General features: G+C 72.6%; 15 protein-coding genes. 8 read left to right on the forward strand and 7 right to left on the reverse strand.

All coding sequences use genetic code 11. The features are described from left to right. Positions 1-132: 132 nt before the first annotated feature. Positions 133-624 carry a DUF6314 family protein gene (locus AB0I29_RS03455; protein WP_357478147.1) on the reverse strand — a complete coding sequence of 164 codons (492 nt, stop codon included), beginning with the start codon at positions 622-624 and terminating at the stop codon, positions 133-135. Between the two features lie 156 nt (positions 625-780). Between AB0I29_RS03455 and AB0I29_RS03460 the strand changes: the two genes are divergently transcribed. Continuing rightward, positions 781-2,892, forward strand: a complete 2,112-nt coding sequence (locus tag AB0I29_RS03460; protein ID WP_357478150.1) for a M3 family metallopeptidase — start codon at positions 781-783, stop codon at positions 2,890-2,892. A 98-nt stretch (positions 2,893-2,990) separates the two neighbouring features. Further along, on the forward strand, positions 2,991-4,328 hold the full coding sequence (locus tag AB0I29_RS03465) for a M20/M25/M40 family metallo-hydrolase (RefSeq protein ID WP_357478154.1): 1,338 nt from the start codon (positions 2,991-2,993) through the stop codon (positions 4,326-4,328). Between the two features lie 89 nt (positions 4,329-4,417). On the opposite strand, the gene AB0I29_RS03470 is transcribed toward AB0I29_RS03465, so the two are convergent. Continuing rightward, positions 4,418-4,633, reverse strand: coding sequence for a DUF5703 family protein (locus AB0I29_RS03470; protein WP_285102387.1), 216 nt, complete (start codon positions 4,631-4,633; stop codon positions 4,418-4,420). Positions 4,634-4,750: 117 nt separating this feature from the next. Here AB0I29_RS03470 and AB0I29_RS03475 point away from each other — a divergent pair, with 117 nt between their 5' ends. Continuing rightward, positions 4,751-5,086, forward strand: a complete 336-nt coding sequence (locus tag AB0I29_RS03475) for a primosomal protein (RefSeq protein WP_285102386.1) — start codon at positions 4,751-4,753, stop codon at positions 5,084-5,086. A gap of 34 nt (positions 5,087-5,120) precedes the next feature. Here the strand turns inward: AB0I29_RS03475 and AB0I29_RS03480 are convergent, their stop codons facing one another. Beyond that, on the reverse strand, positions 5,121-6,095 hold the full coding sequence (locus AB0I29_RS03480) for an aldo/keto reductase (RefSeq protein WP_357478158.1): 975 nt from the start codon (positions 6,093-6,095) through the stop codon (positions 5,121-5,123). Between the two features lie 68 nt (positions 6,096-6,163). Between AB0I29_RS03480 and AB0I29_RS03485 the strand changes: the two genes are divergently transcribed. The 3 genes from AB0I29_RS03485 (at position 6,164) to AB0I29_RS03495 (ending at position 8,797) form a co-directional block, all read left to right on the forward strand. Continuing rightward, complete coding sequence (locus AB0I29_RS03485; RefSeq protein WP_285102383.1) at positions 6,164-7,084, forward strand: undecaprenyl-diphosphate phosphatase; 921 nt, start codon at positions 6,164-6,166, stop codon at positions 7,082-7,084. 64 nt (positions 7,085-7,148) lie between these two features. Beyond that, a complete protein-coding gene (mshC, locus tag AB0I29_RS03490; RefSeq protein ID WP_357478162.1) occupies positions 7,149-8,459 on the forward strand; it encodes a cysteine--1-D-myo-inosityl 2-amino-2-deoxy-alpha-D-glucopyranoside ligase in 1,311 nt (436 codons plus the stop codon). 122 nt (positions 8,460-8,581) lie between these two features. Next, positions 8,582-8,797 (forward strand): hypothetical protein, encoded by a 216-nt coding sequence (locus tag AB0I29_RS03495; protein ID WP_285102381.1) that lies wholly within the window; start codon positions 8,582-8,584, stop codon positions 8,795-8,797. Positions 8,798-8,896: 99 nt separating this feature from the next. Here AB0I29_RS03495 and AB0I29_RS03500 read toward each other — a convergent pair whose 3' ends face one another. After that, positions 8,897-9,775 (reverse strand): PAC2 family protein, encoded by an 879-nt coding sequence (locus tag AB0I29_RS03500; RefSeq protein WP_285102380.1) that lies wholly within the window; start codon positions 9,773-9,775, stop codon positions 8,897-8,899. A 105-nt stretch (positions 9,776-9,880) separates the two neighbouring features. Further along, the gene (locus AB0I29_RS03505) at positions 9,881-10,168 is read right to left on the reverse strand and encodes a hypothetical protein (protein WP_285102379.1); all 288 of its coding nucleotides are present in this window, start codon (positions 10,166-10,168) and stop codon (positions 9,881-9,883) included. Positions 10,169-10,300: 132 nt separating this feature from the next. On the opposite strand from AB0I29_RS03505, the gene AB0I29_RS03510 reads away from it, so the two are divergent. Together AB0I29_RS03510 and AB0I29_RS03515 are read left to right on the forward strand one after the other, a co-directional pair. Further along, entirely contained in the window at positions 10,301-11,062 is a 762-nt protein-coding gene (locus tag AB0I29_RS03510) for a helix-turn-helix domain-containing protein (protein WP_285102378.1), read from the forward strand. Then, positions 11,062-11,535, forward strand: a complete 474-nt coding sequence (locus tag AB0I29_RS03515; protein WP_285102377.1) for an NUDIX domain-containing protein — start codon at positions 11,062-11,064, stop codon at positions 11,533-11,535. The genes AB0I29_RS03510 and AB0I29_RS03515 overlap by 1 nt, the downstream gene beginning before the upstream one ends. Positions 11,536-11,583: 48 nt before the next feature. Here AB0I29_RS03515 and AB0I29_RS03520 read toward each other — a convergent pair whose 3' ends face one another. Beyond that, complete coding sequence (locus tag AB0I29_RS03520) at positions 11,584-12,147, reverse strand: HD domain-containing protein (RefSeq protein ID WP_285102375.1); 564 nt, start codon at positions 12,145-12,147, stop codon at positions 11,584-11,586. 160 nt (positions 12,148-12,307) lie between these two features. Beyond that, complete coding sequence (locus AB0I29_RS03525; RefSeq protein ID WP_357478169.1) at positions 12,308-12,709, reverse strand: hypothetical protein; 402 nt, start codon at positions 12,707-12,709, stop codon at positions 12,308-12,310. Between the last annotated feature and the right edge of the window lie 91 nt (positions 12,710-12,800).

Raw genomic sequence — 12,800 nt, forward strand, 5'->3', positions numbered from 1 at the left:
CCCCAGCCGCACACGGTGCGCACCCCGCAGGAGTCGCACATCGCCCGGCCCGATCTCGAAGCCGACTGCCGACCTCGACGTCACACTGCCGACCTCGACCGCACTGCCGACCTCGGCGTGCGGACGGGAGGCTCAGGGGCGGCGGGTGTACCAGGTGTGCATCAGGTAGTCCTTCTCGGGGCCCGTCACGTGCCAGCGCAGGTCCCACGAGTCCGCCGGCACCCGGACGGCGGGCACTCCTGCCGGGACCTGGGCAGGGAGGTCGATGCCGCCCCGGTAGAGGTCCCGGCCGCACAGGTGCTCGACGGCGCCGGCCGTCCAGGGGTGGAAGTCCCGGCCGTCCTCGAAGGTCACGCGCCACCGGGGCGCGGCCCCGTCGTCGGACGGCGGCCGACTCCCCGGCGCGGCCTCGTCGTCGGACGGCGGTTCGCGGACCAGGAACAGGGTGCGCGTCACCGGGGTGCTCCCCGTGGCCCAGCGCAGGGTGCCGCGCTCGGCCCAGCGGATGCGCCCGTCCTCCTGCGGGGTGAGCTCGGCCCCGCCGTCGGCGGCGTACTGCGTGCCGTCGGCGTGCCGGATCTCCCGCCGGAAGTCCCAGGTACCGACGAGCCGCAGAGGATCCACGCCCTGACCCTAGCGGCTCCGCCGGTCGGCAGTCCGCGCCGAGAGATCGGCAGTTCGCACCGAGATCGGCACAGGCCTGGACCGATCTCGGTGCGTCGTGCCGACCTCACGGAAAGGGCGCGTCCACGAGGCAGCCGATGGGCGAGGATGTTCCCCATGACCTCGACCCATGAGACCACCGCGCCCGCGGACCTGGACCCGGCCAACCCGTTCGCCGCCCCGTCCACCCTCCCGTACGGCCTGCCCGACTTCGCCGCGATCCGCGAGGAGCACTACGAGCCGGCGATCCTGGCCGGCATGGCCGCCCACCGCGCCGAGGTCGACGCGATCGCCACGAACCCGGAGCCCGCCACCGTCCAGAACACGCTGGAGGCGCTGGAACGGGCCGGGCAGCTCCTGGGCCGGGCCGCCCGGGCGTACTTCAACCAGCTCCCCTCGGACTCGACCCCCGGCCTGGAGGACGTCCAGGAGCGGCTCGCGCCGCGGTTCGCGGCCCACCAGGACGCGATCAACATGGACGCGCGCCTCCACGCGCGCGTGCGTTCCCTGGCCGACGCCGCCGCCGCGGGCGACCTCGACCTGGAGCCCGACACCGCGTACCTGGTCGAGAAGCTCATGAAGCAGTTCCAGCGCTCCGGCATCGAGCTGTCGCCCCAGGACCAGGACACGCTGCGCGACCTCAACGCGCGCATCACGTCGCTGGAGGCGAGCTTCGGGCGCAAGCTCCTGGCCGGCGCCAACGAGGCGAGCGTGCTCGTGACCGACGAGGCGGAGCTCGCCGGCCTCTCCGCCGACGCCCGGGCGGGCGCCCGGGCCGCCGCCGAGGCACGCGGCCAGGACGGCTGGCTCCTGGAGATGCAGCTCTTCACGCACCAGAACGTGCTGGCCTCGCTGGAGAACCCGACCACGCGCGAGCGCGTGCAGAGCGCCTCCATGGCGCGCGGCGCGACGGGCGGTGAGAACGACACCCGCGAGGTGCTCCTGGAGCTCGCCCGGCTGCGGGCCGAGCACGCGCAGCTCCTCGGCTACGAGCACCACGCGGCCTACATCGCCGCGGACGCGACGGCGGGCACCACGGCGGCGGTCAACGAGATGCTGGGGCGCCTCGCGCCCGCCGCCGTCGCCAACGCGCGGCGCGAGGCGAGCGAGCTCGCGAAGGTGAGCGGGGCGTCGGGCAGCGGCGGCGCGGACGGCGTGGCCGCCGCCGACTGGTCCTACCTCAACGAGGCCGTGCGCAAGCAGCGCTTCAACCTGGACGACGCCGCCCTGCGGCCCTACCTCGAGCTCGAGCGCGTGGTGCACGACGGCGTGTTCAAGGCGGCCGGACTGCTGTTCGGGCTCTCCTTCACCGAGCGCGCCGACCTGCCGGGCTACCACCCGGACGTGCGGGTCTACGAGGTGTTCGACTCGGTCGAGCCGGGGGAGCCGGGCACCGGCCTCGGGCTGTTCCTCGCCGACTTCTACACCCGCGAGTCGAAGCGGGGCGGCGCCTGGATGGACAGCCTCGTCGTGCAGAGCGACCTGCTGGGCGAGAAGCCCGTGGTCGTCAACAACCTCAACATCGTCAAGCCCCCGGCGGGCGAGCCCACGCTGCTCGTGTGGGACGAGGTGACCACCCTGTTCCACGAGTTCGGGCACGCGCTGCACGGCCTGCTCAGCGACGTCCGCTACCCGTCGCAGTCGGGCACCTCGGTGCCGCGCGACTTCGTCGAGTACCCCTCGCAGGTCAACGAGATGTGGTCGTGGGAGCCGCAGATCCTGAGGTCGTTCGCCGTGCACCACACCACCGGCGAGCCGATGCCGGCCGAGTGGGTCGACACCATGCTCGCCTCCCGCGTCTGGGGCGAGGGCTTCTCGACCACCGAGTACCTCGCCGCCGCGCTGCTCGACCAGGCGTGGCACCAGCTCACGCCGGAGCAGGTGCCGACGTCGGTCGAGGACGTGCTGCCCTTCGAGGCGGCGGCGCTCGCCGCGGCCGGGGTCGACTTCGCGTCCGTGCCGCCGCGGTACCGGAGCACCTACTTCAACCACATCTTCGGCGGCGGGTACTCGGCCGGGTACTACTCGTACATCTGGTCCGAGGTGCTCGACGCGGACACCGTGCAGTGGTACGCCGAGAACGGCGGGCTGACCCGGGAGAACGGCGAGGCGTTCCGCCGCAAGCTGCTCGCCCGCGGCGGCTCGCAGGACCCGCTGGCCTCGTTCGAGGACCTGCGGGGGCGCGCCGCCGAGATCGCGCCGCTGCTCGAGCGCCGCGGCCTGGTCTGAGGGATGAGGCGCCGTCCGAGGGGCGCGGCCTCGTCTGAGGGGTGAGACGCCCGGCCACGGTGGACCGGCCGCCTCGTGCGGCCGGTTACCGTGGCCCTGTGACTGAGACTGTTCCCACCGCCGCGCCCGTGCCCACCGCCGCCGACGAGGTCATCCGGATCTGTCAGGAGCTGATCCGGTTCGACACGTCGAACTACGGCGACAACGAGGGCCCGGGGGAGCGTGCCGCGGCCGAGTATGTCATGGAGCTGCTGCACGAGGTGGGGCTTCAGCCCGAGCTGTTCGAGTCCAGCCCGGGACGGGCCTCCGTCGTCGTCCGGCTGGAGGGGCAGGACCGTGGCCGGCCCGCGCTGGTGCTGCACGGGCACCTCGACGTGGTGCCCGCCGCGAAGGACGACTGGAGCGTGGACCCGTTCGGCGCCGAGCTCACGGAGGGGCTCCTGTGGGGCCGCGGCGCCGTCGACATGAAGGACATGGACGCCATGATCCTGGCGGTCGTGCGGCAGATGGCGCGCGAGGGCCGCAAGCCCGCGCGCGACGTGGTGGTCGCGTTCTTCGCCGACGAGGAGGCGGGCGGCGTGTACGGCGCCCGCTGGGCCGTGGACCACCGCCCCGACCTGTTCGAGGGGGCCACGGAGGCGATCTCCGAGGTGGGCGGCTACTCGGTCGAGGTGGGCGGCAAGCGCGCCTACCTGCTGCAGACGGCGGAGAAGGGCATCGCCTGGCTGCGGCTGATCGCCGACGGGCGGGCCGGGCACGGCTCGCAGGTCAACGAGGAGAACGCGGTCACCGAGCTCGCCGCCGCCGTCGCGCGGATCGGGCAGCACGCCTGGCCGACCACGATCACCCCGACCGTGGACGCGCTGCTGCGCGGCGTCGGCGACCTGACGGGGCTGCCCGTGGACCACGAGGACCCGGCCACGATCGACGCCCTGGTCGCCGCGCTCGGCCCGGTGGCGAAGTTCGTGGGCGCCACGGTGCGCAACACGTCCAACCCGACCCAGCTCGCCTCCGGGTACAAGGCGAACGTGATCCCGGGCCGCGCCGAGGCGACCGTGGACGTACGGCTCCTGCCGGGGCACGAGGAGGCCGGGATGGCCACGCTGCGCGAGCTGGCCGGACCCCGGGTGCGGATCGAGCCGATCCACCTGGACACGGCGCTGGAGGTGCCGTTCAGCGGGTCGCTGGTCGACGCGATGGTCGCCGCGATCGACGCCGAGGACCCGGGCGCGAAGGTGCTGCCGTACACGCTGTCCGGCGGCACGGACAACAAGTCGCTGCACCGGCTGGGCATCACCGGCTACGGCTTCGCGCCGCTGCAGCTCACGAACGACCTGGACTTCGCCGGCATGTTCCACGGCGTGGACGAGCGGGTGCCGACCGAGGCGCTGAAGTTCGGCACGCGCGTGCTGGACCGCCTGCTGGCCACCTGCTGACCCGTCCGGAGCACTGACGCGCCCGGCGCACGCGCGCGCACGTGCCGGACGCTCAGGTCACCCGGGTGACCTGAGCGTCCGGCACGGGGTCAGAGGGTCGAGGAGACCTTGATGATCTTGCGGCGGAGCCAGACCTTGCGTCTGCCGCCGATGTAGAGAAGGGTCCTTGCCAGTTCCCAACGGCCGTACTCGGCTTCGTCGGTGAGCACCTTGCGGGCGTCCGGCACCGTGGTGTCCGGCTCGAAGGTCACGACGCGGTACTCGTACTGACTGTTCTTGCGGAACACGGAGCCGTCTCTCGCCATCTGATGCACCGTCCTCGGGTCGCGGGTGAGGTCAGTTTATGCCGGTTTGGTTGCAGACCGGTGACAGCAATGAATTTCGTCTGCCCATTGTGGCCCATGGGGCGCTACCTTCAAGGCATGACCGTTGAACCGCGTGCCGCGCTCGACCGCCTCGTAGCCGCACTCGAGGCCCACCACCACGCGGTCGCCACTCGCCGGAGTGACGACGACCCCGCCGTCGACGACGCCTACGACGTCCTGGCCGACGCCTACGAGGTGTACGAGGACTCCCTGGCCACGGTGTTCGGCGAGGTGACGCCGTTCTACCTGGCCGACGAGGTGGACGAGGACGACGACGACGAGGACGACGAGTCGGACGAGGACCTGGAGGACCTCGAGGACCTCGACTTCGACGACGACCTGGGCGAGGTCGAGGAGTCGGAGGACCAGCCGCAGCCTGCGCAGCAGCGCTGACCCGGCGCGGGCTCAGGCCCGGGCGGGCGAACGGTCACCAGCGTTCCGGATAGCCGATCTCCGGGGCGGAGACGTCGTCGAGGGCGGCGTGCACCTCGTACGGCAGCTCGAGGGTCACGGCCGCCAGCGACGAACGGAGCTGGGTGGGCGTCCGCGCGCCCACGATCGCCGACGCGATGCCCTCGCGCTCCAGGAGCCAGGCGAGCGCCACCTCCCCGGCGGCGCGGCCCAGCCCCTCGGCGGCGGTCGCCACGGCCTCGACGACGGCGGACGCCGGCCCCTCCAGGTACGGCTGGACGAAGCCCGCCAGCGCCCCGGCGGCCCGTGAGTCGGCGGGGATGGCACGCCGGTACTTGCCGGTGAGCACGCCGCGCCCGAGCGGGGACCAGGCCAGCAGCCCGGCACCGAGGGCGTCGGCGGCCGGCACGACGTCCCGCTCCACGCCGCGCTGCAGGAGCGAGTACTCGAGCTCCACGGCGGCCAGGCCGACGTCGGGCTCCAGGAGCGTCGCCACGCGCGCCGTCGCCCAGCCGGGGTGGTTGCTCAGGCCCACGTACCGGGCGCGCCCGCTGGTCACGGCGATCCGCAGCGCGTTGCACGTCTCCTCGAGCGACGTGTTGGGGTCGGGGCAGGCCACGAGGAACAGGTCCACGTGGTCGGTGCCCATCCGCACCAGCGACTCGTCGAGGCTGTCGAGCAGCGCGCCGCGGGAGGCGTCCACGACGCGGCCCGGGCCGCCGTCGGGCCGCGACTCCGACCGGATGCCGGCCTTGGTGGCGAGCACCAGCTCGTGCCGGCCCACCTTGCCGGACAGGAGCGTGCCGATCACGCGCTCGGAGTCGCCGTCGGCGTAGCTGGCCGCGGTGTCCACGAGGGTGCCGCCGGCGTCGAGGAAGTCCCGTACCTGCTCGGCCGCGTCGATCTCGTCGGTGTCGCGGCCCCATGTCATGGTGCCGAGCCCGAGTTCGGAGACCCGCAGGCCCGACCTGCCCACCCGGCGTCGTTCCATGTGCGGCAGGCTACCCGCGGCCGCCGCGGGTGCGTCAGGCGGCGCGCCGTGGGGTAGTGTCACGGCCCGTGACTGCGTGGGAAGCCATCCTTCTGGGCCTGGTCCAGGGCCTGACCGAGTTCCTCCCGATCTCCTCGTCGGCGCACCTGCGGATCGTCGGTGAGCTGATCGGGTCGGGTGACCCCGGCGCGGCGTTCACCGCCATCACGCAGATCGGTACCGAGCTCGCGGTGATCATCTACTACCGCAAGAAGATCGGCGTCATCCTCGTCGCCTGGTCCAAGGCCCTGACGGGCGCCTACGGCAAGGGCTGGCGTGCCCGCACGGGCCTGGGGCCGCGCCCTGGTTCCGTCGACGTGCGGCACGGCCGCCCCGGTGTCACCGCGAACCACGACGCCGCGATGGGCTGGTACATCATCCTCGGCTCGATCCCGATCGTGGTGCTGGGCCTGCTGTTCGAAGAGCAGATCGAGTCCACGTTCCGAAACCTCTGGCTCACGGTCTTCACGCTCACGTTCTTCGGGATCCTGCTGCTCCTGGCCGACGTGTTCGGTCGCCAGGAGCGCGAGCTGACGTCGCTCACGGGGTCCACGGCCATCGGCTTCGGCCTGGCCCAGGCGCTGGCGCTGGTGCCGGGTGTGTCCCGCTCCGGCGGCACGATCACCGCCGGCATGACCATGGGCTTCACGCGGAAGGCGGCGGCAGACTACTCGTTCCTGCTCGCCCTCCCCGCCGTGCTCGGCTCGGGCTTCTACCAGCTCGTCAAGACCGTGGGGGAGCCGATCCCCGAGGGGGCGCCCGGATGGGGCGCCACGATCATCGCCACCATCATTGCGTTCGGCGTGGGCTACGCGGTGATCATCGGGTTCCTCAAGATCATCGGCAACTACTCCTACAAGCCGTTCGTGTACTACCGGTTCGTGCTCGCCGGCGTGGTCGTGTGGCTGCTGATGTCGGGCACGATCGACGCGACCGGCGGCGTCGCGTAGAACACACGCCCCGGGCCCCTGACATGGTCAGGGAGTGTCACAGGCGGCGGTTATCGTTGGTCGCGTGCACGCCTGGCCCACACCCCAAGTCCCGCTGCTCCCCGGCTCTCCCGCGCCCGCCCCGGTGCGGGTCCACGACTCGTCGACGGGTGAGCTCGTGGAGGCGGCGCCGGGCCCGCAGGCGCGGCTGTACGCGTGCGGCATCACGCCGTACGACGCCACCCACATCGGGCACGCGAACACGTACGTGACGTTCGACCTGCTGGTGCGCGCCTGGCGCGACGCCGGCAAGGACGTCACCTACGCCTCGAACGTGACCGACGTCGACGACCCGCTGCTGGAGCGCGCCGAGGCGACCGGCATGGACTGGCGCGAGCTCGCGGCCTCGCAGATCGCGCTCTTCCGCGAGGACATGACGGCGCTGGGTGTTATCCCGCCCGCGACGTGGACCGGAGCCGTGGAGTCGGCCCCGGACGTCGCGCGGGCCGTGGCGGCCATGCTGGAGTCCGGCGCGGCCTACCGCGTGTCGCTGGAGCCGGGCGCCGGCGGTTCCACGCCGGAGCTGGGCGACGTCTACGCGGACCTCACCGCCGACCCGCGCTTCGGGGCGGTCGCGCACCTCGACCGCGAGCAGGCGCTGGCCACCTTCGCGGAGCGCGGCGGCGACCCGGACCGTGAGGGCAAGAAGGACCCGTTGGACCCGCTGCTGTGGCGCCGTGAGCGAGCGGGCGAGCCCGCGTGGGACGGCGGGCCGCTCGGCACCGGCCGCCCGGGCTGGCACATCGAGTGCGCGGTGATCGCGCGCGACGGGCTGGACGTGGCGGCGGGGGAGCGGTTCGACGTGCAGGGCGGTGGCTCGGACCTGCTGTTCCCGCACCACGAGATGTCGACGTCGCACCTGCGTGTGCTGTGTCCGGCCGCCGGCGACGGCGAGCCGGCCGGCGCCCGCACGCACGTCCACGCCGGCCTGGTCGCCTACCAGGGCGAGAAGATGAGCAAGTCGCTCGGCAACCTCGTGCTGGTCTCGCGGCTGCGGGACGAGGGGCACGACCCGATGGCGATCCGCCTGGCGCTCCTGGCCCACCACTACCGCACCGAGTGGGAGTGGGACGAGAGCTCGCTGCCGGAGGGCGAGGCGCGGCTCGTCCGGTGGCGCGACGCGGTCTCAGGGAACGGCGGACCGTCGGCCGACTCGACCCTGGCGGCGGTCCGCGCGGCACTCGCGGACGACCTCGACGCACCGGCCGCGCTGGCCGCCGTCGACGCGTGGGCCGAGAGCTCCCTGGACCCGTCCCGGGACACCTCCGCCGACGAGGAGGGCGCCCCCGGGATCATCGCGCGAACGGTAAACGCCCTGCTCGGAGTGCGTCTTTGACCCCTCGGGCGCCGCATTCCGACCCGGTTTCGGCGAGGTAGGCCAGAACCGCGCCGGGCGCCCGACAGGTTAGTTTTGGCCCCTGCTTCCGTTTGCATTTAACCCGGGGCAGGATGGGGAGCATGACGGAGTACGAGGAAGACTTCACGGGTGAGACCCGGGTCACCGTCACGACGGCGCCCAGGTGCAGCACGCGATACCGAGTGGTACGTAACGGACCGGGATACGCACCGGTCTACGACCGCGTCGAGGACGCCGCACGGTGTCTTGAGACATGGGTGGGCTTCCACGGGCCGGACGCAGGTGTGCGGATCGAGCCCATCTCCAGCAGCGCGTGACCGTCACGCCGGACAACACGTCAGAGGCCTGAGCCCCACGGGGGACTCAGGCCTCTGTGCTTCGTCGCCCTGTTCCGGACCGGGCGGCCGGATGCGGGCTCAGAGCCGTTCGGGCCCGCTGTCCTTGCCGCCGCCGTCGCGCCGGCGCAGGTAGCGCTCGAACTCGCGCGCGATGGCGTCGCCGGACGCCTCGGGCAGCTCGGCGGTGTCCTTGGCCTCCTCGAGCTGGGCCACGTACTCGGAGATCTCCGAGTCCTCGGACGCCAGCTCGTCCACGCCGTGCTGCCAGGCCGCGGCGTCGTCGGGCAGCTCACCCATCGGGACCGTCTCGCCCAGGATCTCCTCCACGCGCGTGAGGATCGCCAGCGTCGCCTTGGGCGACGGGGGATTGGCCACGTAGTGCGGCACGGCCGCCCACAGGCTGACGGACTGCAGGCCGCGCTCCGCGGCCTCGTGCTGCAGCACCCCGACGATGCCCGTGGGGCCCTGGTAGGTGTTGGCCTCGATGTCCAGCACGGACTGCAGGCCCACGCTGTCCGAGGTGGCGGTCATGGGGATGGGCCGCGTGTGCGGGACGTCCGCCAGGAGCGCGCCGAGCGTGATCACGGTGCGGACCCCCAGCTCGTCCGCCACGCGCAGCAGCTCCTCGCAGTACTTGCGCCAGCGCATCGACGGCTCGACGCCGTGCACCAGCACGACCTTGCGCTCGCCCACCTGCGCCACCGAGATCGTGGTCGTGGGCCAGGTGATGGAGCGTTTCCCGTCGTCGTCCAGCGAGATGTACGGGCGGTTGACCTGGAAGTCGTGGAACTCCTCGGGGTCGAGCTCGGTCACCTTCTCGGCGCCCCACACCTCGGCCAGGTGCGTGAGCGCCGTCGTGGCGGCGCTACCCGCGTCGTTCCAACCTTCGAAGGCAGCGAGGAGCACGGTCTGGCGAGGCGAGGCCTGCTCCGGCTGCTCGTGATGCGCGTCGGTCATCCCCCCACCCTAGGGTGTGCGGCGCTCGGCGTGACCAGGGGCACGGCCGCGTTCGCGGACGGGCGAATCCATGCCGTGACGGCGTGTCGGAGCCGGGCCGTCGGCTCAGAAGACCGGCACGCCGGCACGCAGCGCGCCGCGCACCTGCACCTCGACACCGCGCCACTCGCCCGACCACAGCGTGTACCCGGGGTTCAGCATGCGCTGGTCGATGGCGTGGTCCAGGCCCAGCGCCCGCGCGATGCTCTCGCCGTCGTCCAGGTGCCAGGGCTGCAGGCACACGCGCTCGGGCGTGACCGTCAGGACCTCGATCCAGTCCGCGCGGACATGCCGCAGCAGGTCGATGACATCGCCGAGACGTTCTGTGACCGACTGCGAGGCAATGGGGTTCACGAGGCTCTCCGGGACACGGGTCGGACAGGTGGACTGGCTGATACCACTGTGCGCCGGGCACATGGGACGTGCCATCGGCAGCGCACGGGACGTTTCGGTGATAGATACGTCCCTGAGGGGGTGAGATGACACGTGAGAAACCAACGACTGGTCGCGGCGATGAACCAGGCCGGCCTGAGCCAGGTCCGGCTCGCGGCCGCCGTCGGCGTCGACCCGAAGACCGTGGAGCGCTGGGTGGCCCAGGGGCGCACGCCGCACCCGCGCCATCGCGTCGCGGTCTCCGAGGCGCTGGGCTGTGACGTCGCGGCGCTGTGGGGCGACGTCGACCGGGCGGAGGCCGCCGCCCAGGAGATCGTCGGCGTCTACCCGGCGCGGCGCGCCGTGCCGTCCGGGACCTGGCGGGCCTTCCTCGCCGGCGTGGAGCAGCGGTTCGAGCTGCACGCGTTCGCGGCGACGTTCCTGCCGGACCAGACCCTGGACCTGACCACCGAGATCGTCACCATGGCGGAGCGGGGCGTCCAGGTACGGCTGCTGCTGGGCGACCCGGACGGCAGCGCGGTCACCGTGCGCACCGAGGAGGAGGGCGGCACGGGCCTCGCCGGGCGCATCGCGCTGGTGCTGGCCTACCTGGCCCCCGCGCTCGGCACGCCGGGCGTCGAGGTGCGGCTGCACGACCGCACGCTGTACGCCACGACCTTCCGGTTCGACGACGACCTGCTGGTCAACACCCACGTCTGGGGCTCGCCCGCCGGAGCGAACCCGCTGTTGCACCTCAAGGACGGCCCCGAGGCGTCGATGGCGCCCGCCTACCAGGCGGGCTTCGAGCGGGTCTGGAACGCCGCGACGCCGCTGACGGTCTGGCCGCGGACGGAGGACCTGGGCGAGGTGTCGTGATGACCCGGCTCGACTACTTCGACGATCCGACCGCGCCGGCGGTGAACTCCGTGGTCCCCTCGGTCACGGTGGCGGTGCGCGACGGCGGTGGCCGCCTGCTGCTCATCCACCGCACCGACAACGACCTCTGGGCCCTGCCGGGCGGCGGCATCGACCCGGGGGAGACCGTGCGGCAGGCCGGCGTCCGCGAGACCGAGGAGGAGACGGGCTACCGCGTGCGGATCACGGGCCTGGTCGGGATCTACACCGACCCCCGGCACGTGATCGTCTACTCGGACGGCGAGGTCCGGGCGCAGTTCTCGATCTGCATGCGCGCCACGGTCACGGGCGGCGCCGTCCGGACCTCGCACGAGTCCAGCGAGGTGGTGTGGCAGCCGGTGGACCGGCTCGGTGAGCTGGAGATCCACCCGTCGATGCGGCTGCGCATCGACCACGCGGTGGACCTGTCGCGCACCGAGCCGTTCCTGACCTGAGCCGTTCTGACCTGAGCGGTTTCCGGGCCCGGGCGGCGGGCCGGGGGCTCAGCCGCGCCGGAGGCGCTCGTCGACGGCGGACACGAGCCGCCGTAGCTGCGGCTCCGCGCGGTGGATGCTGCGCGACACGAGGTGGCCCGGTGCGTAGCGGTCGTAGATGCAGTCCAGCCGCTCGTCCACGGTGACGGGGCGGCCCTGGGCCGAGGTGGTCATGTCGCAGTAGGTGAGCAGGTCCAGCAGGTCGCTGTCCGTCGGCACCGGGAACTCGCCCCGCAGGTGCGCGTCGAGGTGGCGTTCACCGGCCTCGACCAGGGCCGACGTGTGGTGCGCGACGAGGCTCGTCAGCTCGTCCGGTGCGCCCAGCCGGCGCAGGTAGCGGGCGCCGTCGAGCTGGTGCAGCCCGGTGTCGCGGGCCGCGGCGGCGTAGCCGATGTCGTGCAGGTACGCCGCGGACACGAGCAGGTCGGACCGGCCCAGCACGCGGGCGACGCGCTCGGCCCGCCGGCCGACCCCGAGCGAGTGGGCCAGGCGGTCGGTGCTGGGCTCGAAGACCTCGGCCAGCAGTGCTCTTGCACCTGCGGGACCGAGGTCCCGCGGGGTGGTTCCGTGCATCGGTTCACCGTAGGCCGGGGGGCCGTGGACGGCGCGGCGTGCGGCACGTCGCCCGATGAAGAGGGCGGTCAGAGAAGGCGTGCTGGTGTGCATCATGGCTCCCCCTGCGTCGTCGTCAGAGCTGCGTTCCTCCGAGCTGCGTTCCTCCGAGCCGCGGTACTCAGCGCTCCGGGCGGCCCTTCGCGATCCACTCGCGCACCAGCGCCGTCGCGCGCCGGTGCCCGGCCAGTGCGTCCTCCCGCGTGGCGTGCATCTCGGCGTACTGCTCCGTGCAGTCGAGGCGCTCGTCCTCGGAGAGCACACCGTCCGGGTCGAGCCGTTCGACGAAGACCATCGTCTCGTAGATGAGCGGGGTGTGGTCGTCGTCGTCCTCGAGCGGCGCGGCGGTGTCGATACCCGTCCACACGGTGGACACGTGGTAGATCCCGAGGTGGTCGCGGGCGATGTGCGCGGCCCCGGCCCCGAGCCGCAGCACCGACCACTGGTCCTGGGTGATCGGGTGACCGTCGAGGTCGTAGTACATCCGCTGCGAGAGTCGCTCGAAGAAATCGGGTCCGAACACGGTCTGTCTTCCCTTCGGTCGCTGCCGGGACTCGTCGGCCGAAACCGTCGATCGAGGGCCAGCATCGCGCAGGACGACGCGACGCGCGCGG

Source organism: Promicromonospora sp. NPDC050262, from assembly GCF_040655935.1.
In the GTDB taxonomy this organism is placed as follows: domain Bacteria; phylum Actinomycetota; class Actinomycetes; order Actinomycetales; family Cellulomonadaceae; genus Promicromonospora.